The sequence below is a fragment of the Streptomyces sp. NPDC020917 genome, assembly GCF_044333795.1.
GTDB lineage: Bacteria > Actinomycetota > Actinomycetes > Streptomycetales > Streptomycetaceae > Actinacidiphila.
The window spans coordinates 383,838-409,742 of sequence record NZ_JBIRRR010000007.1; the positions used below are offsets into that span (position 1 = coordinate 383,838).

The following is a 25,905-nucleotide window of genomic DNA, read 5'->3' on the forward strand; positions in this document are numbered from 1 at the left end:
TCAGGCCTCCGTCAGGTCGCCGTACGCGTCCGGCCTGCGGTCCCGGTAGAACGCCCAGGTCTGCCGGACCTCCTCGATGAGGCCGAAGTCCAGGTCGCGCACCAGGAGTTCCTCCTTGGTGTCGGAGGCGGTGCCGTCGACGAACTGGCCGCGCGGGTCGACGAAGTAGCTGGTGCCGTAGAAGTCGTTGTCGCCGTACGGCTCCTGGCCGACGCGGTTGATCGCGGCGATGAAGTACTCGTTGGCGACGGCCGCGGCGGGCTGCTCCAGCTGCCACAGGTACGCGGACAGGCCGCGGCTGGTGGCCGACGGGTTGTAGACGAGCTGGGCGCCGGCCAGGCCCAGCGCGCGCCAGCCCTCCGGGAAGTGGCGGTCGTAGCAGATGTACACGCCGATCCGGCCGACGGCGGTGTCGAACACCGGCCAGCCCAGGTTGCCGGGCTTGAAGTAGTACTTCTCCCAGAAGCCCTTGACCTGCGGGATGTGGTGCTTGCGGTACTTGCCGAGGTAGGAGCCGTCGGCGTCGATCACCGCGGCGGTGTTGTAGTAGAAGCCGGACTGCTCGATCTCGAAGACCGGCACGACGATCACCATGCCCGTCTCCCGGGCCAGGTCCTGCATCCGCCGCACGGTCGGCCCGTCGGGCACCGGCTCGGCCCACTTGTAGTGCTCGGCCTCCTGCACCTGGCAGAAGTAGGGGGCGTTGAACACCTCCTGGAAGCCGATCACCTTGGCGCCCTGCGCGGCCGCCGCGCGGGCGTGTTCCTCGTGCTTGGCGATCATCGACTCGGTGTCGCCGGTCCAGGTGGCCTGAACGAGTGCGGCACGCACGACATTGCTCATGAGCAGCTCCTCTGACGCGGCAGCACGTCGGGTCCGGTTCTACGCACGTAGACCCCTGTCGTGGGGACGAACGTAGAAGCGCCGGTCCCACTCTGACAAGAGTGCGGCCGTTACCACCCGAAGACGTTTCGGTTTCCCACCCGCCCGACCCATTCGGCGGCCTCCCACCCGGACTCCACGTCAACCCGCCCTGACCTGCGGGCCCGTTCCGGGGAGCCGGCCCGGCCGGCGGCCGAACGGGCGGGGGCGCCGCTGCCCGGACGCGTTCCGGTGTGCCGGCCGGTCGCGGACCGGGTATCCCCGCGGGTCAGGTGGTGGGGAGGCCGGCGCGGTGGAAGGCGGCGGTGAGGTCGTGGCGGCGGGAGGGGGAGATGTGGCCGGCGGCGGTGAGGAGGAGGGTGGTGAGGGCGGGCCGAAGGCGGGCCACGCCCGCGGCGGCCTCCGGGGGGCGGGTGCGGACGAGGGCGGCGAGGAGTTCGGTGCGGGCGGGGTCGGGGAGTGCGGCGGCCACGGCCGCGACGTCCTCGGCCGGACGGGAGACCACCTGCTGCAGCAGCGTGCGGCACTCGGCGTGGCGGCCGTGGACGGCCAGGGCGCGGGCGGCGTCCGCGAGCGCGCCCGCGGGCAGCACCGCCACTTCCCAGAGCAGGGTGGCCACGTCGGCCCCGTAGCCGGCCCGCTCCAACTCCCGTACGAGGTACGGCAGCCGCTCGGCCGGACCGGCCGCGGCCCGGCACAGCAGGACGTACGCCCCGCCGCCCTCCCCCGCGGCCCGCGCCTGCGCCAGCCGCGCGACGACGGCCCTGGCCTCCGCGCTCCACCGCGGGTCCTCCGCGGGCTGCGCCGGCCGCGGCGCCTGCGCGGCCGCCCCGGCGAACCGTGCGCCCCGCGGCGCGGGCGCGGCCGGCACCACCGGCACCTCCGCCCTCCCGCCGTCCCGCGCCTCTTGCGGCGCCCCGGCGAACCGCGCTCCTCGCGGCGCCCGCACCCCGCGCCCGTCGGGAGCCGTCCCGCCCTCCCCCGGCGCCTGCGGCGCCCCCGCGAACCGCGCACCTGCGGGCGCCGCCCCCTCCGTCGCGGCCGGAGGCGGCGGCCCACCCGCCTCCTCGTACGCCCCCGCGAACCGCGCTCCCCGTGGCCGCCCCTCCCCGCCCGCGCCGCCACCCTGACCGGGCCGCCCGACGTCCCGCCGGCTCCCGTCGCCGCCTGCGGCCCCACGCTCCTCTCCATCCCGACGCCCGCCCGCAGGCAGCACCCCTTCGTCAGCGGACCCGCCACCCAGCGCCGATGCGCGCGCCGACCCCGCCCAACTCCCGCCCGCAGGCGGCGCACCGTCACCGCTCCCTGGCCTGGGGGCCTCCGCGGACCACGGACCCCGACCCGAACCGGACCCGGGTTCCACCCGGGAACGGGCCCCGCCGGGCTCAGCACCTGACCGCGCCCAACTGCCGCTCGCAGGGCCGCCCGTGGCGGCGCCGGCCGCCTGATGGCCGGGGCGGGGCGAGGCTTCGCGGGGCCGGGACTGGAGGGAGAGGAGGCGGGTGTGGAGTTCGGCGCGGCGGGAGGCCGCCCTGCGGTGGTCGTCGCGGGTCCACGCGTGGAGAGCGGCGAGGCTCGCGGCGGACTCGGAGGAGGGGGCGGCGGACAGGACGCGTGCGGCGGCCTGGTGTTCGCGGCGCGCGGCGGCGTCCTCCTCCCGGAGGGCGGCGTCGAGGCGGGCGCGCAGGGAGGGTTCGGCGCCGGGGGCCGCGTCCCAGGTGGCCACCGCGGCCTGGTGCAAGGAGCGGGCGCGGGCGATCTCCGCGGGGCCGGGCACGCTGCCGTGCGCGGCGGCGGCGTCGTGCAGGACGGTGTGGACGACGTCCCACGGCGGCAGTTCCGCCCCGGCCTCGTAGGCCCGCGCGACGCCCGGCCGGCGGGCGGCGAACGCCCCGTACCAGCCCGGCTGCCCGCCGAGTGCCGCGACCAGGGACCTGAAGTAGCCGGTGAAGTCCGTCGTCACCCACGCATTGCACACCCGGCGCGTTACGAGGCTGCTACGGGGAGTTTTCGGCGGGCGCCCCGTCGACCGCCACCTCGGCAGGCAGACTTGCAAGGCTGACTTGCAAGTTTTCCTGTCGAAGTCCTACGGTGGCGGTATGCCCGACGAGACCCAGGCCCGCATCGCGGACGAGCTGACGACCGTGATCGCCCAGCTCACCCGCCGGTTGCGCGCGGCCTCCGCGCAGGAGGAGCTGACCCCGTCGCAGACCTCGGTGCTGAGCCGGCTCAGCCGCGAGGGGCCGGCGACGACCGCCGGCCTGGCCCGCAGCGAGCTGGTGCGCCCGCAGTCGATGCGGATGACGCTCGCCGCGCTGGAGGAGCGCGGCCTGGTCGCCCGCACCCCGGACCCGTCCGACGGCCGCCAGGTCGTCTTCACGCTGACCGAGACCGGCGTGCGCCTGCACGGCACCGGCCGCCGCAACCGCCGCAGCTGGCTGGCGGACGCCATCGAGGACGAACTCAGCCCGGCCGAGCAGCGCCTGCTGACCGAGGCGGTGCCGCTGCTGCAGCGACTGGTGTCCTGGTGACGCAGCAGACCGCGGCGAGCACCTGGACCACCGGCGGGACCGACCACTCCGCCGCGCGGGGCGGTTTCGGCCCGAAGCTGGTCGTCCCGCTGATGCTGGGCTCGGTCCTCAACCCCATCAACTCGACGATGATCGCCACCGCCCTGGTCGCGATCGGCGGCACCTTCCACACGGGCGCGGCCGGCACCGCGTGGCTGGTGTCCTGCCTGTACCTGGCGAGCGCCGTGGGCCAGCCCACGATGGGCCGCCTCGCGGACCGGCTCGGGCCGCGCCGGGTGTTCCTGGCCGGGCTGGTGATCGTCGGCGCCGCGGGCGTGGTCGGCGCGGTGGCGCCGGCCCTGGGCTGGCTGATCGTCTCCCGCGTGCTGCTCGGCATCGGCACCTCGGCCGCGTATCCGGCGGCGATGGCGCTGCTGCGGGCGCACTCGCAGCGCATCGGGGTGCCGACGCCCCGGACGGTGCTCGGGCTGCTCTCCCTCGCGGGCCTGTCCAGTGCCGCGGTCGGCCCGGTGCTGGGCGGCGTGCTCGCCGCGACGCTCGGCTGGCGCGCGGTCTTCGCGGTGAACGTCCCGCTGGCCGCGATCGGCTTCGTCCTGGCCGCGCTCTGGCTGCCCGGCGGCCGCGCGACCACGGCCCCGCTGCCCGCGCCGCGGGACGCGGGCGCACCGCGGCCAGCGACGGCGTCCCGGAGGGTCACGGCCGGCCTCGACCCGGTGGGCATCGTGCTGTTCGCCGCGGTGCTGACCGCCCTGATGCTGTTCCTGATGCGGCTGGACGCGCCGCCGTGGCCGCTGCTGGCGCTGGCCGCGGTGCTGGGCGCCGCCCTCACCCGGTGGGAGCTGCGCCGCACCGCGCCCTTCCTGGACCTGCGGATGCTCGCCCGCAACCGCGCGCTGTCCCTGACGTATCTGCGGCACGGCCTGACGTACCTGGTCATCTACTGCGTGATGTACGGCTACGCGCAGTGGCTGGAGGAGGCGCACGGCATGTCGTCCGCGGACGCCGGGCTGATCATGCTGCCGATGTCGGTGGCGGCGATGGCGACGTCGCTGCTCGGCGCGCGGACCCGGGGCATCAGGGCCCCGCTGACCGTGTCCGCGGTGCTGCTGGCCGGCGGCGGCGTGGTGCTGCTGGCGGCCGGCCACACCACGCCGGCGTTCGCGCTCGCCGCGGCCGGCGCGCTGTTCGGGCTGCCCCAGGGGCTTTCCTCGACCGGCAACCAGGCCGCCGTCTACGCGCAGGCGCCGGCCGGCGAGACCGGCAGCGCGGCCGGCCTGCAGCGCACCGCCCAGTACCTGGGCGCGATCACCGCAGCCGCGCTGATCGGCCTGTTCTACGGGCAGCGCGCCACCGACTCCGGTCTGCACGCCATGGCCCTGACGTCCGGCCTGCTGGCCGTCGCGGTCCTGCTGCTGACCGTCCTCGACCGGTCGCTGCGCACCTCGCGCTACCGGCCCTGATCCCCCCGACCCCCGAGTTCCCCCACACCCCCCACGGTTCCTTCCCCTCCCAACCCCCTTCGGAGTGTTCCGCACATGAGCGTCACCACCCTCGACCCCCGTACCGCGCTGGTCGTCATCGACCTTCAGCAGGGCATCGTCGGCCTGGACACCGTCCACCCCGCCGGCGAGGTCGTCGCCCGCAGCGCCGAGCTGGCCGCGGCCTTCCGCGAGCGCGGCCTGCCCGTCGTGCTGGTCAACGTGGCCGGGGTCGCGCCCGGCCGCACCGACGGCGGCCCCGGCGGCGCCGTCAGCTTCCCCGAGGGCTGGACCGAGCTGGTCAAGGAGCTGGACCGGCAGCCCGGCGACCTCACCGTCACCAAGCACCAGTGGGGCGCCTTCTCCGGCACCTCGCTGGACCAGGACCTGCGCCGCCGCGGCGTGACCCAGATCGTGCTGACCGGCATCTCGACGAGCATCGGCGTGGAGTCGACGGCCCGTTTCGCCCACGAGCTCGGCTACCACGTCACCGTCGCCACCGACGCGGTGACCGACACCGACCCCGCGGCGCACGACCACGCCGTGGGCACGATCTTCCCGCGGCTCGGCGAGACCGGCAGCACGGCGGACGTCCTCGCCCTGCTGCCCGCGCCCGCCGCGGCCTGAACGACCCCGCCGGGTGCGGCGGTTCCGCCCGCTCCGGGCAGAGCCGCCGCACCCTGACGTCCGGGTGCGGCCGGCCGGTCCCGCCGGAACCCGCTCGGTCCCGGACGCCGGGTCCCGCCCGGCCGGACACGGCCTACGGCGCGGGGCTGACCACCGCCGCCGCGCCGCCGCCCCGGCGTACCGGTTCCGCGGCGGCCAGCCACCGGCCGTCCGGCAGCCGCTGGACGCCGGTGGCCGCGCCGATCTCCGGGTTCAGCGTGAAGTGGTGGCCGATCGCCTCCAGGGAGCCCTTGAGCGGGCTGTCCCACAGGCCCGGTTCGAGTTCGGTGGATGCGGCGTTGCGCTGGCTGGCGCGCGGCGCGGCGATGGCGTCCACCAGCGGCAGCCCGCGGTCGACGTGCTCGGTGAGCACCTGCAGCACCGTGGTGATGATCGTCGCGCCGCCCGGGGAGCCGATCGCGAAGTCCGGCTGCCCGTCCTTGAGCACGATCGTCGGTGAGATCGAGGACCGCGGCCGCTTGCCGGGCCCGGGCAGGTTCGGGTCGTGCACGGCCGGGCTGGCGGGCACGAACGAGAAGTCGGTCAGCTCGTTGTTGAGCAGGAACCCGCGGCCGGGCACGGTGATCGCGCTGCCGCCGGTCTGCTCGATGGTCAGGGTGTAGGCGACGACGTTGCCCCACTTGTCGGCGACGGTCAGGTGCGTGGTGTTCTCGCCCTCGTAGGTGGTCGGCGCGGCGGCACCCGTGGTCCCGCAGGATGTGGGGTGCGCCGGGTCGCCCGGGGCGAGCGGGCTGGTCAGCACCGCGTCGTCCTTGATCAGGCAGGCGCGCGCGTCGCCGAACCGCTTCGACGTCAGCGCGGCCGTCGGCACCTGCTCGAACGCCGGGTCGCCGACCCAGCGGCCGCGGTCGGCGAACGCGATCCGGCTCGCCTCGATGTAGTGGTGCAGGTACTGCGCCTGCGAGGCGCCGGCGAGGTCGGTGTGCTCCAGGATGTTCAGCGCCTCGGCGACGGTGGTGCCGCCGGACGAGGACGGCGCCGGCCCGTAGACGTCCAGGCCCCGGTAGGTGGTGTGGGTGGGGTCCTGCACCTTGGTGCCGTAGGACGCCAGGTCGGCGGCGGTCATGTCGCCGGTGCGCACCACGCGGGTGGCGGCCGGGTCGACGGGGGGATTGCGGACGGTGCGCACGATGTCGGCGCCGATGTCGCCGTGGTAGATCGCGCCGATGCCCTTGGCGCCCAGCTCCTGGTAGGTGCGGGCGAGGGCGGGGTTGCGCAGCACCGACCCGACGGCCGGCGGCTGCCCGCCCGGCAGGAACAGCGCGGCGGTGGCCGGGAAGTCCTTGAAGCGGTCCTGGTTGGCCGCGGTCTGGGAGTTGAACGTGGCGTCCACGGTGAAGCCGTCGCGGGCGATGCGCTCCGCGGGCTTGAGCACCTCGCCCAGCGACCGGCTGCCCCAGTGGTCCAGGGCGGTCTGCCAGGTGGCCGCGGTGCCGGGCACGCCCACGCTGCGGCCGCTGGTGACCGCGTCGGCGAAGGCCAGCGGCTGCCCGTTCTCGACGAACAGCTGGTCGGTGGCGCTGTGCGGCGCGGTCTCCCGGCCGTCGACGGTGAACACCTGGTGGCGGTGGGCGTCGTAGTACACGAAGTAGCCGCCCCCGCCGATGCCGGAGGAGTACGGCTCGGTGACGCCGAGCGCGGCGGCGGTGGCCACGGCCGCGTCGACCGCGTTGCCGCCGCGGCGCAGCACCTCGATGCCGGCCGCGGTCGCGTCGGCGTCGACGCTGGTCACGGCTCCGCCGTAGCCGACCGCCAGCGGGCTCTTGGCGGGCGACGCGGGCGCGGGGTGCGCGGGGGCGGCCGGGGACGCGGCGTTGACGGCGTTGACGGCGTTGACGGCGTTGGCGGCGTTGGCGGCGTTGGCGGAGCTCGCGCCGATCAGCGCCGCGGCCGTCGCGAGGACGGCGACCGCGGCGGCCGTGCGCCGGGGCCTGCGGGGTGTCCGCGACGCCTGCGACGCGGGGCGTCCGGCGGCCGCAGGGACTGTCCGTAAGGCCGGGGATCCGGCAAGGGTGCGGAAGGAGTTGCGCGGTGCCGATGGTGTCCGTGGATCGGGTTTCTGGGACGTCATGGTCTCAGCCTCCACTCGACGAGCGTCCGGGCAGCGTAACCTCACCGCACCCGTCTCGTCAGGCACACGTCAACCGCCGGAGAGGACGCCGCGGTCGAACACCGCTACGATGCCCCGCCATGAGCGACGATGTACGCAACCTCGTACTTGCCCTCGCGGCCCTGGTCATCGGCGCGGTCATCGGCTGGTTCGCCCGCAGCTACGTGTGGCGGCGCCGGCTGGACCGCAAACAGCGGTTCTTCGGCCTGCCGAAGGACTCGGAGTGCCTGCTGGTGGTCCCGCGCGACCCCGGCGCCCGCGGCTGGAGTCTGGCCCGGCACGACGCCTTCGCACTGCTGGAGCTGTCCGCGGTGATCCAGGAGTGCGGCGCGCACGCCGAGGTGCTGGCGCACGACACGTCCTGGCAGGGTTTCGGCGCCCGCACCGAGTTCTGCATCGGCGGCCCGGCGGCCAACCTGCGGCTGGCCGCCCACGTGCGGTCGATGCTGCCCGGCGTCGACATCAACACCGAGGCGACCTCGGGTCCCGAGCAGGGTGCGATCACCGTCGGCAACGACACCTACCGGCTGGACAAGGGCGCGGTGGAGTACGTGCTGCTGGCCCGCCTCGCGGCGGCCGGTGACACGGGCAACGACCGCCCGGTCTTCCTCTCCTCCGGCCAGCGCGGCATCGCCAACCAGGCCGCGGTCCGCTACCTGGCCCGGCACCACGCGCGGCTGGCCCGCAAGCACGGCGTGGACGGCACCTTCTGCCTGCTGCTGCGGGTGGTCAACTCCCAGGCCTACGGCTCCGACGTCGTCGAGCTGGTCGCCGACGTGACGAAGGCGGCCACCACCCCGCCGAAGATCAAGAGTCAGCGAGACCGATCACCAGCCACATGACGGCGGCCCCTGCCACGGTGCACATCAACGTGGTCCGCGACGGATGCGGGCTGTGCGCCTCGGGCAGGATGTCGGACGTGGCCAGATAGAGCAGGAAGCCGGCGAAGAAGCCGAGGTAGAGGCCGAGCAGGCCGGCCGGAATGGTGAAGGCGAGCGTGATCGCGGCGCCCGCCACCGGGGCCAGGGCGTCGGCGCCCAGCAGCAGCTGGGCCCGGCGCCTGTCGTTCCCGTAGAGCCGCATGATCGTGTAGGTGTTGAAGCCGTCGGCGAAGTCGTGCGCGACGACCGCGATGGCCACCGCGGTCCCGACGGTGTCGCCGGCCTGGAAGGCGGCGCCGATCGCGAAGCCGTCCATGACGCTGTGCCCGACGAGCGCGGCGGCCGCGGCCAGGCCGATGCCCTTGACCGGGTCGTGGGCGTGCCCGTGGACGTGCGTGTGGGAGGCGTACTCGCCCTCGTGGGCGCGGTGGACGGCGACCGACCGCTCGACCACGTGCAGTGCCAGGAAGCCCAGGACGAACATCAGCAGGGCGGCGGGCACCCCGAACACCTCGTGCGGCTGGTTGTGGAGCGCCTCCGGAAGCAGGTCGAAGCCGACGACACCGAGCATGAGGCCGGCGGCCAGACCGAGCACGAGATGGCGGCGGTCACCGATGTGCTGTGCGACTACGCCGCCGACGAGGGTCATCGCGAAGGCGCACGCGGCTATCAGGACCGGCATGGGGACATGATCCATGACGCCGCGTGCGCTCGCTACTCAGGGTCGCCTTACCCCCTGTGACTTCACACGCGGTGACCGCGCCCGTGCCCTGCGACCCGGGCCAGCACGGCCTCGGCCATGGCCTGCTCGCCGAGCGCGTTGGGGTGCGCGGGCCCGGCGGGGGCGGCCGGCACCAGCGGCTCGATCCAGCGGGTACCGGGCGCCGTGCACATGTCGTGGCCGACGGTGGGCGTGTAGGTGTCGACGTACTCGTCGCCGTGCACCAGCGCCTCGACCCGCAGCATCGCGTTCAGCTTCTTCTCGGTGTCCCGCAGGTAGGGGAAGTCGCCGGCGGCGAACGGCACGACCGGCGACGTGCAGGGCACGCCGTCGTCGGGCAGCAGGTCGGGGTAGCCGACCACGACGACCCGGGCGCGCGGCGAGCGCTGGTGGATGGCCCGCAGCACGTCGGAGACCTTGGGCGCGGCCTTCAGGACGTTGAGGGTGAGCTGGTCGATCCCGCCGGCGCCGAAGTGGTCCTTGCAGGGGCTGCCCAGCGGGTTGGTCGCGGTGAGCCCGGCGCAGGCGGCGATGATCGAGCCGAAGCCGATGTCGTTGCCGCCGATCTGCAGGGTGACCAGGGTGGTGCCGTGGTCCAGCGCGTCCAGCTGCGGCCCGTTGGTGCCCTGCGGCTTCCACATCTCCGCGGTGGTGGCGCCGCCGCAGCTGACGTCGGTGAAGTCCGCGACGTGGTCGGCCGCGGCCACCAGCGACGGGTAGTTGTGGTTCGAGCGCTCGCAGTTCGCGTCGACCTGGGTGGGTATGGCCGGGCCCGAGGTGTAGGAGTCGCCGAGGGCGACGTAGCGGGTCTGGGCGCCCTGGCCCTGGGAAGCCGCCGCGGGGCCGGCCATCGCGGCGGTCAGCGCGAGGGCGCCGCCGAGCGCCACGGCGCCCAGGCACGCGGCGCGTCCGGCGGACGGCTGCTTCGCCTCCCCGCGCGCCGCCGCGGCCCCCGCGCCGTCCCCGCCACCCTGTCCCCGGCGCGCGCCGGTGCTGCTCCCTGAGGCCATCGGGCCCTCCCCTGTTCCCCACGTGTGTGCTGTTGTGCGGCGCCGGATACCGGCGCCGATGAGGATCAAGGCTCGGGGTGCGGTGTGACGCGTGTCAATGGGTAGGACGGCCGGATGTTACCGGGCAGTCGCCCGGCGTGCATCCCGGCGTTTTTTGCCGGTGCGAGTTCCGTGTCGGCGGTCGAATCCCGGGCATCCGCACAGATGAGGAGGTGCCGAAATGACCGGATATGACCACCATGCCGTGCAGCTCGCCGTCACGAACGACTACCTTGTCGGGATCGGCCCGCTGGTCCTCGGCATTTGCATCGTGGGCCTGCTGATCGCGGCCGTCTGGTTCGGCCGCAGGCGCAGTGCCGGTGAGCCCCCGGTTCCGCGCGGGACCAGGGCGCGGTCGGGCGCCTGGCAGGCTCCGAACGAAGCTCCGCCGCGCGAGGGCGAGGTCTCGGACCACGGCCCGGGACACCAGGAGGAAGGCCCGCGCAGCCACGAGTCGCGGCGCCCTGTGCCGAACGAGGTTCCGCGGGACGGGCGCCGGCGCTTCCCGCACGAGATCAACTACTCCGGGGTCAGTGAGGGCCGCACCCGCACCACGCGGCGCCGTCACAGCGGCCCGAACTGGGACTGAGAGGCAGGAACGGACCGTCAGGCAGAGCACGGCAGCAGGACCTGATCCCCCCACGGAGGCGCTCCCTCCCGCGACACGCGGGAGGGAGCGCTCACGTCCTGGCTCCGGCTCATGTCCTGGCTCCGGGGGATCCGGTCACGCGGCGGCCATGCGGCGGCCGTCAGGTCACCGGGGACTGACCGTGGTCAGCGGCGTGTTGACCAGCTTGCGGGCCGCGGCCGCGATCGCGTCGGCGTTGATGCCTGCGGCGTGCATCTGCTGGTCGGGGGTGGCGGAGCCGGGCATGGTGTGGACGGCGAGCCGGGTCAGCAGCGGCATGGGGTGGCCGTTGCCGAACGACTCCAGCACCGCGTCGGACAGCCCGCCCTCGGGGTGGTGGTCCTCGGCGACGACGAAGCGCCCGGTGATCTCGGCCGCCTCGCGCAGCGTCTGCATGTCGACCGGCTTCACCGAGTACAGGTCGATCACCCGCGCCCGGGTGCCGTCGGCGATCAGCTGGTCGGCGGCGGCCAGCGCCTCGTGCAGGGTGACGCCCGCGCCGATCAGGGTCACCTGGTCGTCCGGGGCGGACCGCAGCACCTTGCTGCCGCCGAGCGGGAACTCCTCGTCGGGCGGGTAGATCACCGGGGTGCTGCCGCGGGTGGTGCGCAGGTAGCCGATGCCGTGGTGGCCGGCGAGCCCGGCGACCAGCCTGGCGGTCTGGTTGGCGTCGCACGGGTACAGCACCGTGCTGCCGTGCAGCGTCCGCATCATGGCCAGGTCCTCCAGGGCCATCTGCGACGGGCCGTCCTCGCCGATCGAGACCCCGGCGTGCGAGCCGACGACCTTCAGGTCGCTGCGGCTGATCGCCGCCATCCGCAGGAAGTCGTGCGCGCGGGTCAGGAACGCGGCGAACGTCGAGGCGTACGGCAGCCGGCCGCAGACCCCGACGCCGACCGCGGTGGCGACGAGCTGCTGCTCGGCGATGTAGCACTCGATGTACCGCTCGGGGTGCGCCTTGCCGAACACCCCGGCGCGGGTCGAGTCGCCGACCTCCCCGTCGAGCACCACCACGTCCTCGCGGCGGGTGCCCAGCACGGCCAGCGCCTCGCCGAAGGCGTCACGGGTGGCGACCTGGTCGCCGAGGCGGTAGCGGGGCAGCGGCGCGGCGGGGTCGCCGCCGAGCGTCGGGCGACGGGCCGGCTCCGGCGGCTGCACGTGCACCCGCAGGTGGCGGACGCCGCCCAGCTCGCGGATGGCCTCCTCGGGGTGCGGCAGCGGCTTGCCGTGGAAGCCCTCCTTGTTCTCCACCTCGGCCACCCCGCGGCCCTTGCGGGTGCGGGCGATGATCGCGGTGGGCGCGCCGCGGGTGGCGGCGGCCTCGGTCATGGCCTGGTCGACGGCGGCGACGTCGTGCCCGTCGACCTCCACGGTGTGCCAGCCGAACGCGCGGATCCGGCGGGCGTAGGAGTCCAGGTCCCAGCCGTGCCGGGTCGGGCCGCGCTGGCCGAGCCGGTTGATGTCGAGGAGCGCGGTGAGGTTGTCCAGGCCCTCCGTGCCGGCCATCTCCAGCGCCTCCCACACCGAGCCCTCGGTCAGCTCGCTGTCGCCGCACAGCACCCAGGTGCGGTACGGCAGGTCGTCCAGCCGCTTGCCGGTCAGCGCCACGCCGACGCCGATGGGCAGGCCCTGGCCCAGCGACCCGGTGGCCACGTCCACCCACGGCAGCTTCGGCGTGGGGTGCCCCTCCAGCCGGCTGCCGAACCTGCGGTACGTGGTGAGCAGCTCCTCCTCGCTGACGGCGCCGACCGCCACGTACGCGGCGTACAGCAGCGGCGAGGCGTGCCCCTTGGAGAAGATCAGGTGGTCGTTGCCGGGCGCGGCGGGATCGTCGAAGTCGTAGTGCAGGTGGCGGGCGAGCAGCACGGCGGTCAGCTCCGCCGCGGACATCGAGGAGGTCGGGTGCCCGGAGCCGGCCGCCGCCGCGGCGCGTACCGCGTCGACCCGCAGCTGCTGCGCGAGTTCGGCGATCTGGGCGTCGTTCAGGACGCGGTCCTGGGTGGCCGTGCTGTTCATGAGGGGTGCTCTCCGTTCGCTCGGCAGGCGTCGGGCCCGAGGTCCGGCACGTCTCCCTGAGCGGCTGCCCGGGCAGCGGAGGGACAAACGGGACACCCTCGGTGCCCGAGGACTCGGGGCGGGAGGGCTCAGCGCCCGGAGGGCTCAGTGCCGGAGGGCTCAGTGCCGGAGGACCTTCGCCAGGAACGCGCGGGCCCGCTCGGTGCGCGGCTCCGCGAAGAACTCCTCCGGCGGCCCCTCCTCGACGATCCGGCCGTCGGCCATGAAGACCACCCGGTCCGCGGCGGAGCGGGCGAAGCCCATCTCGTGGGTGACCACGACCATGGTCATGCCCTCCGCCGCCAGCTGCCGTATGACCTCCAGCACCTCGTTGATCATCTCCGGGTCGAGCGCGGAGGTCGGCTCGTCGAAGAGCATCACCTTGGGGCTCATCGCCAGCGCCCGGGCGATCGCGACGCGCTGCTGCTGGCCGCCGGACAGCTGCCGCGGGTACTTGCCGTCGTGCCCGACCACGCCGACCCGGTTCAGCAGGTCGCGGGCGTCGCGCTCGGCGTCGGCCTGGTGGTGCCCGCGGATCCGGCGCGGGGCGAGGGTGACGTTCTCCAGGACCGTGTGGTGCGCGAAGAGGTTGAAGGACTGGAAGACCATGCCGATCTGGGCGCGCAGGCGGGCCAGTTCGTGGCCGCCGGCGGGCAGCGGCTCGCCGTCGATGGTGATGGTGCCGGAGTCGACGGTTTCCAGCCGGTTGACGGCGCGGCACAGCGTGGACTTCCCGGCGCCGGACGGCCCGATGACCGCCACGACCTCGCCGCGGTGCACCGTCAGGTCGATGTCGCGCAGCACGTGCTGGCCGCCGAAGGTCTTGTTGACCCCGGCGAGCCGGATCAGCGGCTCGGTGCGGCCGGATATGGGCATCGCCTCGGCCGGGTTCAGCCGAGGATGCGGTTGACCAGGGTGTCCCGCTCGGTCTGCGGGATGGCGGTCCAGCGCATGCCGCGCAGGGCGCCTTCGAGGGCCAGCAGGGTATGGGTGCAGGCGTCCTCGGGAAGGTCGGGCCGGATCTTCTCGAAGGCCCGGCCGGAGCCGAGGCGGCGCAGTTCGACCGCGTCGCCCACGCCTGCGCGGCGCAGCCGGTCGGCCAGCACCGCCCCGATGTTAGGAAGCTGCTGAAGGGAGTCCACGTCGAGCCTCCGGGTTCAAGCCGTTGCAAGAGGGTGCGCTTCGCGCCATGATGCACGGTCCCGCCGGTGCCCCGGGGCGAACGGGCCTGACACGCCCGTGGCCATCCCCCACCGTGATGACGCGGCGTCACCACCGACTGACGCCAGTGCACTAATCCGCCACGCCCGCCCCCGACTTCCGCAGCCCCCCGCGCCCTCCACGGGGGGCGCGCACCGGCCCGCCTCACGCCCCCGTCAGTCCGCAGTGCCCCATGTCGGACCTCCTGCTCACTCCCTCCGCGGACGACCTCGTCCCTCGGCCGGCCACTCCGGGAGCTCGTGCGTCAGTCCTCTGTGCCCAAAATCGGACCTCCTGCTCACTCCCTCCGCGGACGACCTCGTCCCTCGGCCGGCCACTCCGGGAGCTCGTGCGTCAGTCCTCTGATGCCTCCGCGTGGGCCTGGGAGAGTTCGGGGCTGCCGGACTCGGCCCAGGCGTGGCCGAGGGCGACGGTGTCGATCTCGCGGCCGGAGGAGAGGCGGATCACCGGGTGGCCGTCGGGCCAGACCTGCCAGGCGGCGCCGGGGACGGAGTGCAGGATCACCGTGCCCAGGTAGAGGCCCGCGTCGTTGCCGAGCCAGCTCATCACGTCGGGGTCGTCGCGCCAGCTCGGCACGAGCTGGTCGAGCGCGCTCAACGACGCAGCGGAGTTGTCGAGTTCGACACCGTAGTGGCCGGCGCGCTCGCGCAGCAGTTCGCACTCGCCCAGGAGTTCGGCCACCGACGCCGGATCGCGGTGACCACCCGTGCCCGCCACGGCGAACCAGGTCGGCATCGCGTGCCGCTCGCGCCACTTGCCGAGGAAGGGGATGTCCATACCGCCCAGCGTGGCACCCGGGGTGCGCCGCGACCACAGGGCGCGCGGGACGGGTCGCGCGCGCCCCGTCCCGTCCCTTCCCGTTCCGGCCGGGGCCGCTCAGACGTCGAGGTCGACGACGACCGGCGCGTGGTCCGACGCGCCCTTGCCCTTGCGCTCCTCGCGGTCCACGTACGCGTCCGAGACCGCCTTGGCGAACGGCTCGTTGCCGTACACCAGGTCGATCCGCATGCCGCGGTTCTTGGGGAAGCTGAGCTGGCGGTAGTCCCAGTAGGTGTACGGGCGGTCGTACTTCAGCGGGCGCGGCACCACGTCGTCCAGCCCGGAGCCGCGGAGCGCGGCGAGCGCCGCCCGCTCCGGCTCGGTGACGTGCGTCTGGCCCTCGAAGAACGCGGTGTCGAAGACGTCCTCGTCGGTGGGGGCGACGTTGTAGTCGCCGAGGATCGCGAACGGGCGCCCGCCCGCGGCATCCTCAGCGGTGGCCACCCGCAGCGCCTCCAGCCAGGCCAGCTTGTAGGTGTAGTGGGCGTGGCCGATCTCCCGGCCGTTCGGCACGTACACCGACCACAGCCGGACCGGGCCGCAGGTCGCGGAGACCGCGCGGGGCTCCTGGACGCCCTCGTACTCCGGACCGCCGGGCAGGCCGGACACCACGTCCTCCAGTCCCACCCGGGAGACCAGCGCCACGCCGTTCCACCGGCCGTCGGCGTTGACGGCGGCCTCGTAGCCGATGGCGCGCAGCTCGTCGTGCGGGAACTGCTCCTGGGTGCACTTGGTCTCCTGCAGGCACAGGACGTCCGTCCCGGTGCTCTCCAGCCAGGCCAGCAGCCGGGGCAGGCGGACGGTGACGGAGTTGATGTTCCAGGTCGCGATGCGCATGTCCCTCAACCTAGCGGCTCGGTCCGACAGTCCGGGTACGACGGGGTGTCATGCCTGGTCACCGGGGGCCAGCCGGACGTGCTCGGCGCCGCCCAGCTCGCCGATCTGCCGGTCGTAGATGGGCCGGGCCAGGTCGGTGAGCAGCGCGTCGTGCACGTCGACGCTGCGGCGCGGGGCGACCTCGCGGACGTAGTCGATGACCTCGGAGATCTTGTTCCACGGTGCCATCACCGGCAGCAGCAGGGTGTCGACCGGGACGCCGGGCACGGTCAGCGCGTCACCGGGGTGGAACACCGATCCGTCGACGAGGTAGCCGACGTTGGTGATCCGCGGGATGTCGGGGTGGATCACCGCGTGCAGCTGCCCGTGCACCTGCACCTCGAAGCCCGCCGCGGTGAAGGCGTCGCCCTCGCCGACGGTGTGCACCCGGCCGGGGAACGCCGCGGAGACCTGGTCGGCCACGCTGGCCAGCGTCCACAGCTCGGCGGCCGGGTTGGCGTCGAGGCCGGTGCGCAGCCGCTCCTCGTTGAAGTGGTCGGGGTGCTCGTGGGTGACGAGGATCGCGTCGGCGCCGGCCGCCGCGTCCGGCTCGCTGAAGGTGCCGGGATCGATGACGAGCGTCCGCCCGTCCTTCTCCAGCCGCACGCAGGAGTGCAGTTTCTTGGTCAACTTCATGGCACCCATCTTCCTACGGGTGTCAGTCGCCCGCAGTCTCCTGCTCGATCACCGGACGCGCCGCGTCCACCGCCGCCTGGGCGGCGGGCAGGCCGCAGTAGACGGCGGTGTGCAGCAGCGCCTCCTCTATCTCGGCCGGGGTCAGGCCGTTGCGCAGCGCGGCGCGGGTGTGGTCGGCCAGGTCGCCGAGCCGGCCGAGCGCGGTCAGCACGGACAGGGTGAGGAAGCTGCGGGTGCGGCGGTCCAGGCCGGGCCTGCTCCACACCTCGCCCCAGCCGAACCGGGTGGCGAACGCGTCGAAGCCGGCGCCGAAGCCCTCGGCGCGGGCCTGCGCGGCGTCCACCTCGGCGTCGCCGACCAGTTCCCGGCGGATCCGCAGCCCCTCGGCGTAGCGGTCGGGTGCCGTGGGCGCGCCGGACGGCAGCGCGGGCGGGCGCGGCGGCACCGGCGGCGGCGCGGGGGCGAACGGCGCGGACGGCACCGTGCGGTCCCACGCGGTGTCGAAGTGCCGGGCGAGCAGGTCGCCGACGGCTGCCGGCTCCTCGACGGGCGCGAGGTGGCCGGTGGCGGGGACGACGGCCAGGCGCGCGTCGGGGATGCCGGCGACCAGCATCCGGGCGTCGGCCGGCGGCGTCTCGGTGTCGTCGGCGCCGGCCACGACGAGCGTCGGCACGGTGATGCCGCCGAGCGACTCGCGGATGTCGAACGCGGCGAGCGCCTCGCAGGCCGCGACGTAGCAGGCGGTGTCGGTGGTGCCGACCATCTGCACCGCCCACTCGGTGATCGCCGGCTGGGTGGCCAGGAACGCCTCGGTGAACCAGCGCTCCGGTGTGGCCTGCGCGGTGCGCTCCAGGCCGTTGGCGCGGACCACGACGCCGCGCTGCCGCCAGGTGTCGGCGGTGGCGTAGCGGGCCGCGGCCGAGACCAGGGCGAGCGCGGCGACCCGGTCGGGCCGCAGCAGCGCCAGCCGGGCGCCGATGGCCGCGCCGAGGCCGCAACCGGCGTACCCGAAGCTGTCGATGCCCTCGTCGTCCAGCACGGCCAGCAGGCGCCGCGCCAGGTCGTCGACGGACGCGGCGGGCTCGGCGGGCGCGCCGCCGTGGCCCGGCAGTTCGTACCGCAGCACCCGCCAGGTACCGGTGAGCACCGGGAGTTGGCGGTCCCACATGTGCCAGGTGGCGCCCAGGGCCGGGCCGAGGACCACCACCGGCGCGTCGTCGGGCCCGTCGAAGCGGTACTGCAGCGGCGGCTGGAGCAGATCGTCACGGTCGTCGTACAGGTCGTGACCGTCGGCGTACGTGGTGGCGTACGTACCGGACCCGGCAGCAGTCATATCGGTCGTCTCGCTCATCGGCTCACACGCTACCCAGGGATCGGGGGACGGCAACAGACGGGTAGGGGCGGGGGCCCGCGGCCGCGCGCCGGTCCGCCCGCCGGCACGCGCCGACTCCCTTGCGGGCGGCGTCAGTTGCCGCGGAAGCCGTGCTGGAAGTTGACGGTGGAAACCACGTACACGGTGGGGACGTCGGGGTCGCGCAGGTCCACGCTGATGGCGTGGTCGGGCTTGTCGCCGGGTTTGTGCATGCTGATGCCGGCCCACGGGCCGGGCCCGGTGAACGTCCAGTGCGCCGCCCGGGCCTGGGCCGCGGTGATGTCGGACGCGCCGGCGTGCAGCGCCTCGCGGCTGGTGCCGACCTTGGCCAGGAAGGTGTCGAGCCCGCCCGCGGTGGTGGTGAACTGCGTGTACAGCACGCTGGTGTCCCAGGAGTTGGTCTCCAGGTAGCCGACGTGCGCGGCACCGTACGGGATCGGCATCTCGTAGATGCGCTGCTGCAGCGCGCTCGGGTAGTAGCCGAAGGTCATGTGCCGGGAGGCGGCCTCCTGCTGCTTGCTCTCGCCGCTCTCCCGGCTCTGCTGGGCCGAGATGATCACGTAGCCGAGGGGGACGAGGACCAGCAGCGGCAGGACGGTCCACCGCACCCAGCGCGGCAGGTCCCGCGGGGTGGCCGCGGACCCGGCCCCCGCGGACCCGGCCGTCGCGCCGGGGCGCCGCGGTTTCGGGGTGCGGGTGTCGGCGCCGCGCGGGCCGGGCTGCTCCGGCGCGAGCGGCTCCGCGGTGCGGGTCCCGGCGGCACGCTGCTCCGGCGGGCGCTGGTCCGCCGCGTGATCGGTGGCGAGCGCGTCCTGCTCGTGCTGGTCCGGCGTGCTGTCGGGGGTGCGCTGGTCGGGGCTCGTGGTCATGAGTCGGCCGCCTGGCGCCCGGCGACCCGGCCGTAGCGCTCGTACCGCTCGACGCGGCGCCGGTTGGCGCGGCGGAAGCGGCGGGCGACCAGCCGGGCCAGGTCCGCGGCGCCGACCATGCCGGCCTCCGGGCCCAGCTCGGCGCGGACGATGCGCGCCTCGGGGCGGTAGCCGCGCCCGGTCAGGGTGCGCCGGAAGGCGTCCCTGGCGGGGGCGATGAGCAAGTCGTCGGCGGCGCTGACGCCGCCGCCGATGACGAAGCAGGACGGGTCGAGGGCGGCGGCCAGGTTGGCGATGCCGACGCCCAGCCACTGGCCGATGTCCTGGAACAGCTCGACGCACATCGGGTCGCCCTGCCGGGCCAGTTCGGTGATCAGCGGTCCGGTGATGTCCCGGACGTTGCCGCCGACCCGGTCGATGATCCCGTACGCCACCGGGGAGTCGGCGACCGCGAGCTCGCGTGCCTCCCTGACCAGGGCGTTGCCGGAGCTGTACTGCTCCCAGCAGCCGCGGTTGCCGCACGGGCAGCGGTGCCCGCCGGGCACCACCTGCATGTGGCCGAACTCGCCGGCCACCCCGTAGCGGCCACGCTTGACCTGGCCGTCCTCCAGGATGGCGCCGCCGATGCCGGTGCCGAGGGTGATCATCACCAGGTCGGGTTCGCCGCGGGCGGCACCGAACCGCCACTCCGCCCAGGCGGCGGTGTTCGCGTCGTTGTCGACCATGACCGGCACCAGCAGCCGCTCGGAGAGCCGGTCGCGCAGCGGCTCGTCGCGCCACGACAGGTGCGGGGCGAACAGCACCCGGGAGCGGTCGGCGTCCACCCAGCCGGCGGCGCCGATGCCGACCGCGTGCACGTCGTGCCGCTCGGACAGGTCGAGCACCAGCTCGACGATGGTGTCCTCGACGACCTTGGGGCTCTTGGACTTGTCGGGCGTCTCGGTGCGCAGCTTCTCCAGGATGTTGCCGTCGGCGTCGACCACCCCGGCCATCACCTTGGTGCCGCCGATGTCGATGCCGACGGTCGGCACGCGCGGGGCGGTCAGGTGCGAGCGCCGCTCACGCCGGTCCATCCCGCTGACGTTGCGCCACACAGTGGCACGGGCGGCACCGCCGCGGTAAACACGTTCACGATAGGCACTCAAGCGGTGGTCTCCGGATCGGCGGCTGCCGCCGCTTCGGTGGCAGCCGGTGTACGGCTCAGTTCGTGGGTCAGCTCGTCGAGCTCACTGCCCCCGGCCATCTCCCGGGTCAGCTCGTCCAGCGTAATGTCCTCCTTGAGGTGGCTGCCGGACATCGCGCCACGCTTGAGAAGGACGAAACGATCTCCGACCAGGTAGGCATGGTGGGGGTTGTGTGTGATGAGCACCACGCCCAGGCCCGCGTCGCGGGCCGCTGCCACGTACTTGAGCACGACACCCGACTGCTTGACGCCGAGCGCGGCGGTCGGCTCGTCGAGCACCAGCACCTTGGCGCCGAAGTGGACGGCCCGCGCGATGGCCACGCACTGCCGCTCGCCGCCGGACAGGGTGCCGATCGGCTGGTCGACGTCGCGCAGGTCGATGCCCATCCGCAGCAGCGCCTCGCGGGTGGTGGCCCGCATGGTGGCCACGTCGAGGCGGCGCAGCGGCCCGCGGCCCCTGGTCGGCTCCGAGCCGAGGAAGAAGTTCCGCCACACCGGCATCAGCGGCACGACCGCCAGGTCCTGGTAGACGGTCGCGATGCCGCGGTCCAGCGCCTCGCGGGGCGAGGCGTGCCGCACCTGCTCGCCCTCGACGGTGTACGTGCCGGCGTCGTGCGGGTGCAGCCCGGCGATGATCTTGATCAGGGTGGACTTGCCCGCGCCGTTGTCGCCGAGCACGCAGGTGATCTCGCCGGCGTGCACGTCCAGCGAGACGCCGTGCAGCGCGCGGACGCTGCCGTAGGACTTCGCCACATCGGTCAGCGAGACCAGCGGGGTGCGCTCGCCCTCGGCCGGGGTCGTGGTGTCGGTCATGTGCTGGCCTCCGCACGCCTGCGGACCCAGGCGTTGAGCAGGGTGGCGAGCAGCAGCATCGCCCCGAGGAAGAACTTGAACCAGTCCGGGTTCCACTGCGCGTAGATGATGCCCTTGCTGGTCATGCCGAAGATGAACGCGCCGACCGCGGAGCCGATCGCGCTGCCGTAGCCGCCGGTCATCAGGCAGCCGCCGATGACGGCCGCGATGATGTACAGGAACTCGTTGCCCACGCCCTCGCCGGACTGCACCACGTCGAACGAGAACAGCAGGTGCTGTCCTGAGATCCAGGCGCAGAAGGCCACGGCCATGTAGAGGCCGACCTTGGTGCGGGCGACCGGCACGCCCACCGCGCGGGCCGCGTCGGCGTTGCCGCCCGCGGCGAAGATCCAGTTGCCCGCGCGGGTGCGCAGCAGCACCCAGGTGGCGACCGCGACCAGGCCGATCCACCACAGGATCGTCACCTGCAGGTCGACCGAGCCGATCGTCCAGTGCGAGGCGAACACGTCCCTGGCGGCCGGGAAGCCCTCCATGTCGCCGATCGACTTGGTGGACACGGTGCCGCTGATCAGCTTGGTCAGGCCCAGGTTCAGGCCGGTGAGCATGAGGAACGTGCCCAGCGTGATGATGAAGCTGGGCAGCTTGGTGCGCACCAGCATGATCCCGTTGAACGCGCCGAGCGCGAGCGTGGCGACCAGCGAGACGCCCACGCCCACCCAGGTGTTCGCGGTCATCTGGTAGCTGACCATCGAGGAGATCAGCGCGGAGCTGGTGACCATCACGCCGGCCGACAGGTCGAACTCGCCGCCGATCATCAGCAGCGCCACCGGCACCGCCATGATCCCGATGGTCGACGAGGCGTAGAGCACGGTGCCGAGGCTGGACGCCTGGAGGAACGAGTCGGCGACGACCGAGAAGAAGACGAAGACCGCTGCCGCGCCGACCACCGCGCCCAGCTCCGGCCGGCCCAGCAACCGGCGCCCCAGCGACCGGGGGGCCAGCCGTTCGTCACGCGCCGCGGCGGGCGGGGTGAGGACGCTCACCGGGTACCCCGCTTGGTGTACGACAGCAGGGCGTCGGCGTCGTCCTTGGTGACGATCTGCGGGCCGGTCAGCACCGGCTTGCCGCCGCCGAGGCTGTCGCCGTTGTAGCGGTAGAGCCACAGCAGGTCGATCGCCTCGTAGCCCTGAAGGTACGGCTGCTGGTCGACGGCGAAGCCGATCGTGCCGTCCTTGAGTTCGGTGGCGACCTGCGCGTTGAGGTCGAAGGTGTCGATCTCGGCGCCGGACCCGGCCTGCTGCTTGGCCTTGGCGGCGGTGGCGGCGAAGGGCGCGCCGAGGGTGACCACCGAGTCGATGCTCTTGTCCGACTGCAGCTTGGCCTGGATCGCGGACTGCACGTCCGGCATGTTGGTGCCGTTGACGTAGAGGTTGTCCATCCGGCCGCCGAAGGTGGCCTTGGCGCCGGCGCAGCGCTGCTCGTGGCCCACGTTGCCCTGCTCGTGCAGGATGCACAGGGCGTGCTGCTTGTGCCGCTTGTTCAGCTCCTCGCCCACCGCGTTGCCGGCCACCGTCTCGTCCTGGCCGATGTGGGTGAGCGCCCCGAACTTCTTGGAGTCCTCGGACCCGGAGTTGATGGTGATCACCGGGATGCCGGCCTTCTCGGCCCTGGCCACCACGTCCTTCATGGCGTCGGGCTTGGCGAGGGTGACGATCAGCCCGTCGACGTGCTGGTCAATGGCGGTCTGCACCAGCTGGGCCTGCTGGTCGCCCTGGTCGCTGTTGGAGTACAGGAACTTGATGTTGTCCTTGGCCGCGGCCTGCTTGGCACCGCTCTGGACGATGTCCCAGAAGGTGTCGCCGGCGCCGGAGTGGGTGACCATGGCGAAGGTCCAGTGCGGGGTGTTGACGGCCGAGCCGTTGGCCGCGAGCCGCTTCGCCCGGTCCTCCGCGCGCTTGCCCCCGGTGCTGCTGCAGCCGGCCAGCGCGCCGGCGCCCAGGGCCGTCGCCACGACCACGCAGAGTATGCCGAGGACCCGCCCGCGGGCGGAGCTCCTTCTCCGTCCAGCCCTTGCCTTCGCCACGTGGCCCTGCCTTTCCGTCCTGTCCGTGGTGCAGCCGGGAGACCTGTGCATCGAAGTGCTGCGAGTGACCTTCCCGGGGGCCCCAGTATCCGTCAAGGGGGTGCGGGCCCTGTCCGCCGGCCCGGAGAGGGGCGTGCTCGGAGGCGCGGGCGGGGCTGTGCACGTGGGCACTCCCCCGAAAGCCCCCTGGGCACGCGGGCGCGGGACACAACGCCAGGAAGTCCGCAGATCGGGGCATAACGTTGACAGGGTGCGAGGCGGCGCGGAAGGTCGGCGCCGCACCACCTCCGTTCTCCTTCTTCCGAGGAGCAGGTCATGCGGATCGGAGTACTCGGCGCCGGGCGGATGGGCGCCTTCCACGCGGGGACGCTGGCGGCGCACCCCGCCGTGGGCGAACTGGTGATCGCGGACGCGGATCCGGAGCGGGCCCGTGAGGTCGCGAAACGCCTGAACGCGGTCGCTCTGCCGGTGGACCGGCTGCTCGCCGGCGCACCGGACGCGGTGGTGATCGCCTCCGCGACGGCGGCTCATGCCGGGCTGGTCGCCAGGGCCGCGCGGGCCGGCATCCCCGCCTTCTGCGAGAAGCCGATCGCCGTGGACCTGGCAGGCACGGTCGCGGCGCTGGACGCGGTCACCAGAGCCGGGACGCTGCTGCAGGTCGGCTTCCAGCGGCGCTTCGACGCGGGGTACGCGGCCGCCCGCGAAGCCCTGCGGGACGGTCGGGTGGGCCGGCTGCACACGGTGCGGACCGTCAGCTCCGACCCGGCGCCGCCACCGGCCGCGTACGTGCCGCTGTCCGGCGGCCTGTACCGGGACTGCCTGATCCACGACTTCGACATCGTGCGCTGGGTGACCGGGCGCGAGGTCACCGAGGTGTACGCGGCCGGTACGAACGAGGGCGAGGAGTTCTTCCGCGCCGCGGGCGACGCCGACACCGCGGCCGCGCTGCTCACCCTGGAGGGCGGCGTCCTGGCGACGGCCACCGCGACCCGCTACCACGCGGCCGGCTACGACGTGCGGATGGAGCTTGCCGGGACCGCCGAGCAGCTGGTGGTGGGGGTGGGGCCGCGGGCCCCGCTCACGTCGGTCGAACCGGAGAGCCAGGGCGAGCGGCAGGCGGCGGCCGGACCGGCGCGCTGGCCGGGGTTCCTGGAGCGGTTCGCCCCTGCGTACCGGGCCGAACTCGACGCCTTCCTGCGCGTGGTGCGCGGCGAGCTGCCCAATCCCTGCGAGGGGCGGGAGGCCCTGCGGGCCCTGCTGGTGGCCGAGGCGTGCGAGGTGTCCCGGCGTGAGCGGCGGCCGGTGGCGGTCGCCGAGATGGAGGCGGCCGCGCGGGCCTTCGCGGCCGAGGTGAACGGTGTCGTGGTGTGAGCGAGGGGTCAGCGGGGCGGCCGCGCGGCGCCACGGTCGATCCCGCGGGCGCGGGTCTGGCGGGTCTGGCGGGTCTACAAGTCGACATGCTTGTGCGCCGGTAGGTCCACGCCGTCGGGACGACCTCCGCGAGGGTCACGCCGCTCCCCAGCGCCGACACCACGTCCAGCGCCTCGAATTCGTTCGCGTAACGCCCGCTCAGGGCGCCAGGCTTGGCCCGTGTCCGAGCCCAAGTACGAGATCCGCGCTGCCCACACGGCCACGACCCTGACCGTCTACCAGGCCTACTCCCCCGCCCTCGGCCTCCCCGCGGCGCGGCACGGCCGCTTCCCCGCGGCCTGGAAGCGCGACCGCATGACGTGGATCAAGCCGTCGTTCCTGTGGATGATGTACCGCTGCGGGTGGGGCACGAAGGAGGGCCAGGAGACCGTCCTGGCCGTCGAGATCACCCGCGAGGGATTCGAGTGGGCCCTCGCCCACGCCTGCCTGTCCCACTACGAGCGCGGCTTCCACGCCGACCAGGCCACCTGGAAACGGCAGTTGAGGACGTCCCCCGCCCGCGTCCAGTGGGACCCCGAACGCGACCTCCACCTGCGGTCGTTGCCCCACCGCTCCCTCCAACTCGGCGTCTCCGGCGAAGCCACCCGCCTCTACGCCGACGAATGGACCGTCTCCCTCACCGACGTCACGCCCCTCGCCCACGAGATCCACGCCCTGGTCCGCGCCGGCCACCTCGACCAGGCCCGCGCCCTCCTCCCCGAGGAACGCCCCTACCCCACCACCGGCGAACTCTTGACCCGTCTCCGCCCCGAGTGACCAGCGCAGCGCACCCGGTCCACGAATCCCACAGCTGAGGTCAGAGTCAGCGCAGGGTCTCGATGCTGAACAGCTCTGTCAGGCTCGGCACCTTGCGTGCTGACGTTGCCTCGTCACGCGCGTCCCAGCGCTCCCCCATGGGGTCTCGGGGGAAGGGGTGTCCGCTCAATCGGACCTCGACGGCGTCGTAGAAGCCTTCGGAGCACTCGTCGTCATCACCCGTGACCCGGGCGTAGGCCTTGGCGGCGGTGTAGTCCAGCGACTCCCACTCGGGCCACTCCACGTCGCTGCTCCATGTACGGCGGTGGCGGCCGGCAAGGCACCGAACCTCTGCGAAGCCGGCCAACGCGTCGGGTTCCGCGACGGCTCGCTCGAAGACCGTGCGGCCTCGGCCGATGAGCCAGAGTCTGAAGTACTCGAAGCCGTCGTCAGAGCACCAGCCACCGAAGATGCGCATGGCGGCCCCCCAGAGATCCCAGGCGTACGCACGTCCGCACGCGATGTCCAGGTGGGTCTGGAACAGGACTATGTGGTCGGCAGGCAGTTCGGCCAGCCGCTCGGCCAGGAACGCCTCCCGCCGGCTGCGGCTCGGTGAGTACCGCAAGCTGTCCTCGATCAGTCGCCAGAACGCGTCGTTGTCCACAGCGGGCACTTTCGCAGTCCTCACTGACACCGCCCCCAGCTCGCATCCGCCACGGACTCCGCGCGGCCGCTGCTCAAGGAGCCGGGCCCGCCGTCGTGGCCGAGCCGGACGCCCCCCACGACCGGCCGGGCCCCTCACGCTAGAGTGCGGCCCTCACAAGAAGGGCGGACCATGCAGCCAC

25 protein-coding genes are annotated in these 25,905 nt (G+C 73.7%); 7 read left to right on the forward strand and 18 right to left on the reverse strand.

The window, feature by feature from the left end; translation table 11 throughout:
- Complete coding sequence (locus ACH4TG_RS18515) at positions 1-843, reverse strand: nitrilase-related carbon-nitrogen hydrolase (RefSeq protein WP_398243379.1); 843 nt, start codon at positions 841-843, stop codon at positions 1-3.
- Between the two features lie 307 nt (positions 844-1,150).
- On the reverse strand, positions 1,151-2,845 hold the full coding sequence (locus ACH4TG_RS18520) for a hypothetical protein (RefSeq protein WP_398243380.1): 1,695 nt from the start codon (positions 2,843-2,845) through the stop codon (positions 1,151-1,153).
- A gap of 136 nt (positions 2,846-2,981) precedes the next feature.
- On the opposite strand from ACH4TG_RS18520, the gene ACH4TG_RS18525 reads away from it, so the two are divergent.
- The 3 genes from ACH4TG_RS18525 to ACH4TG_RS18535 all read left to right on the forward strand — a co-directional run bounded on the left by ACH4TG_RS18525 (position 2,982) and on the right by ACH4TG_RS18535 (position 5,518).
- On the forward strand, positions 2,982-3,413 hold the full coding sequence (locus ACH4TG_RS18525) for a MarR family winged helix-turn-helix transcriptional regulator (RefSeq protein ID WP_398243381.1): 432 nt from the start codon (positions 2,982-2,984) through the stop codon (positions 3,411-3,413).
- Complete coding sequence (locus tag ACH4TG_RS18530; protein WP_398243382.1) at positions 3,410-4,873, forward strand: MFS transporter; 1,464 nt, start codon at positions 3,410-3,412, stop codon at positions 4,871-4,873. The genes ACH4TG_RS18525 and ACH4TG_RS18530 overlap by 4 nt, the downstream gene beginning before the upstream one ends.
- A gap of 75 nt (positions 4,874-4,948) precedes the next feature.
- Positions 4,949-5,518: an isochorismatase family protein gene (locus ACH4TG_RS18535; RefSeq protein WP_398243383.1), complete on the forward strand. Its 570-nt coding sequence runs from the start codon at positions 4,949-4,951 to the stop codon at positions 5,516-5,518.
- 133 nt (positions 5,519-5,651) lie between these two features.
- On the opposite strand, the gene ggt is transcribed toward ACH4TG_RS18535, so the two are convergent.
- The gene (ggt, locus tag ACH4TG_RS18540; protein ID WP_398243384.1) at positions 5,652-7,649 is read right to left on the reverse strand and encodes a gamma-glutamyltransferase; all 1,998 of its coding nucleotides are present in this window, start codon (positions 7,647-7,649) and stop codon (positions 5,652-5,654) included.
- Between the two features lie 119 nt (positions 7,650-7,768).
- Between ggt and ACH4TG_RS18545 the strand changes: the two genes are divergently transcribed.
- Positions 7,769-8,530 (forward strand): hypothetical protein, encoded by a 762-nt coding sequence (locus ACH4TG_RS18545; RefSeq protein ID WP_398243385.1) that lies wholly within the window; start codon positions 7,769-7,771, stop codon positions 8,528-8,530.
- Here ACH4TG_RS18545 and ACH4TG_RS18550 read toward each other — a convergent pair.
- Positions 8,496-9,251 (reverse strand): ZIP family metal transporter, encoded by a 756-nt coding sequence (locus tag ACH4TG_RS18550; RefSeq protein WP_398243386.1) that lies wholly within the window; start codon positions 9,249-9,251, stop codon positions 8,496-8,498. The two genes, ACH4TG_RS18545 and ACH4TG_RS18550, sit on opposite strands and share 35 nt — an antisense overlap.
- A gap of 62 nt (positions 9,252-9,313) precedes the next feature.
- A complete protein-coding gene (locus ACH4TG_RS18555) occupies positions 9,314-10,300 on the reverse strand; it encodes an SGNH/GDSL hydrolase family protein (protein ID WP_398243387.1) in 987 nt (328 codons plus the stop codon).
- 220 nt (positions 10,301-10,520) lie between these two features.
- Here ACH4TG_RS18555 and ACH4TG_RS18560 point away from each other — a divergent pair, with 220 nt between their 5' ends.
- Positions 10,521-10,928 (forward strand): DUF6479 family protein, encoded by a 408-nt coding sequence (locus tag ACH4TG_RS18560; protein ID WP_398243388.1) that lies wholly within the window; start codon positions 10,521-10,523, stop codon positions 10,926-10,928.
- Between the two features lie 165 nt (positions 10,929-11,093).
- Here ACH4TG_RS18560 and ACH4TG_RS18565 read toward each other — a convergent pair whose 3' ends face one another.
- From ACH4TG_RS18565 to ACH4TG_RS18620, 12 genes are all read right to left on the reverse strand, one after another.
- Positions 11,094-12,983 (reverse strand): transketolase, encoded by a 1,890-nt coding sequence (locus ACH4TG_RS18565; RefSeq protein ID WP_398243389.1) that lies wholly within the window; start codon positions 12,981-12,983, stop codon positions 11,094-11,096.
- Positions 12,984-13,142: 159 nt separating this feature from the next.
- Positions 13,143-13,898, reverse strand: coding sequence for an amino acid ABC transporter ATP-binding protein (locus ACH4TG_RS18570; RefSeq protein WP_398243390.1), 756 nt, complete (start codon positions 13,896-13,898; stop codon positions 13,143-13,145).
- Between the two features lie 14 nt (positions 13,899-13,912).
- A complete protein-coding gene (locus tag ACH4TG_RS18575) occupies positions 13,913-14,164 on the reverse strand; it encodes a TfoX/Sxy family DNA transformation protein (RefSeq protein WP_398243391.1) in 252 nt (83 codons plus the stop codon).
- A 412-nt stretch (positions 14,165-14,576) separates the two neighbouring features.
- The gene (locus tag ACH4TG_RS18580; protein WP_398243392.1) at positions 14,577-15,020 is read right to left on the reverse strand and encodes a DUF6278 family protein; all 444 of its coding nucleotides are present in this window, start codon (positions 15,018-15,020) and stop codon (positions 14,577-14,579) included.
- Between the two features lie 99 nt (positions 15,021-15,119).
- A complete protein-coding gene (locus tag ACH4TG_RS18585) occupies positions 15,120-15,899 on the reverse strand; it encodes an exodeoxyribonuclease III (protein WP_398243393.1) in 780 nt (259 codons plus the stop codon).
- A 48-nt stretch (positions 15,900-15,947) separates the two neighbouring features.
- On the reverse strand, positions 15,948-16,574 hold the full coding sequence (locus tag ACH4TG_RS18590) for an MBL fold metallo-hydrolase (protein WP_398243394.1): 627 nt from the start codon (positions 16,572-16,574) through the stop codon (positions 15,948-15,950).
- A gap of 22 nt (positions 16,575-16,596) precedes the next feature.
- Entirely contained in the window at positions 16,597-17,925 is a 1,329-nt protein-coding gene (locus tag ACH4TG_RS18595; protein WP_398243395.1) for an alpha/beta fold hydrolase, read from the reverse strand.
- 113 nt (positions 17,926-18,038) lie between these two features.
- Positions 18,039-18,815 (reverse strand): hypothetical protein, encoded by a 777-nt coding sequence (locus tag ACH4TG_RS18600; protein ID WP_398243396.1) that lies wholly within the window; start codon positions 18,813-18,815, stop codon positions 18,039-18,041.
- Positions 18,812-19,960 carry an ROK family glucokinase gene (locus tag ACH4TG_RS18605; RefSeq protein ID WP_398243397.1) on the reverse strand — a complete coding sequence of 383 codons (1,149 nt, stop codon included), beginning with the start codon at positions 19,958-19,960 and terminating at the stop codon, positions 18,812-18,814. The genes ACH4TG_RS18600 and ACH4TG_RS18605 overlap by 4 nt, the downstream gene beginning before the upstream one ends.
- Positions 19,957-20,811 carry an ATP-binding cassette domain-containing protein gene (locus ACH4TG_RS18610; RefSeq protein WP_398243398.1) on the reverse strand — a complete coding sequence of 285 codons (855 nt, stop codon included), beginning with the start codon at positions 20,809-20,811 and terminating at the stop codon, positions 19,957-19,959. The genes ACH4TG_RS18605 and ACH4TG_RS18610 overlap by 4 nt, the downstream gene beginning before the upstream one ends.
- Entirely contained in the window at positions 20,808-21,854 is a 1,047-nt protein-coding gene (locus ACH4TG_RS18615) for an ABC transporter permease (RefSeq protein ID WP_398243399.1), read from the reverse strand. Before ACH4TG_RS18615 ends, ACH4TG_RS18610 begins: the two co-directional genes overlap by 4 nt.
- A complete protein-coding gene (locus ACH4TG_RS18620; protein WP_398243401.1) occupies positions 21,851-22,894 on the reverse strand; it encodes a sugar ABC transporter substrate-binding protein in 1,044 nt (347 codons plus the stop codon). Before ACH4TG_RS18620 ends, ACH4TG_RS18615 begins: the two co-directional genes overlap by 4 nt.
- A gap of 315 nt (positions 22,895-23,209) precedes the next feature.
- Here ACH4TG_RS18620 and ACH4TG_RS18625 point away from each other — a divergent pair, with 315 nt between their 5' ends.
- Positions 23,210-24,265, forward strand: coding sequence for a Gfo/Idh/MocA family oxidoreductase (locus ACH4TG_RS18625; protein ID WP_398243402.1), 1,056 nt, complete (start codon positions 23,210-23,212; stop codon positions 24,263-24,265).
- 219 nt (positions 24,266-24,484) lie between these two features.
- Entirely contained in the window at positions 24,485-25,081 is a 597-nt protein-coding gene (locus tag ACH4TG_RS18630; protein ID WP_398243403.1) for a DUF4291 domain-containing protein, read from the forward strand.
- Between the two features lie 46 nt (positions 25,082-25,127).
- On the opposite strand, the gene ACH4TG_RS18635 is transcribed toward ACH4TG_RS18630, so the two are convergent.
- Positions 25,128-25,724: a DUF4240 domain-containing protein gene (locus ACH4TG_RS18635; RefSeq protein ID WP_398243404.1), complete on the reverse strand. Its 597-nt coding sequence runs from the start codon at positions 25,722-25,724 to the stop codon at positions 25,128-25,130.
- Between the last annotated feature and the right edge of the window lie 181 nt (positions 25,725-25,905).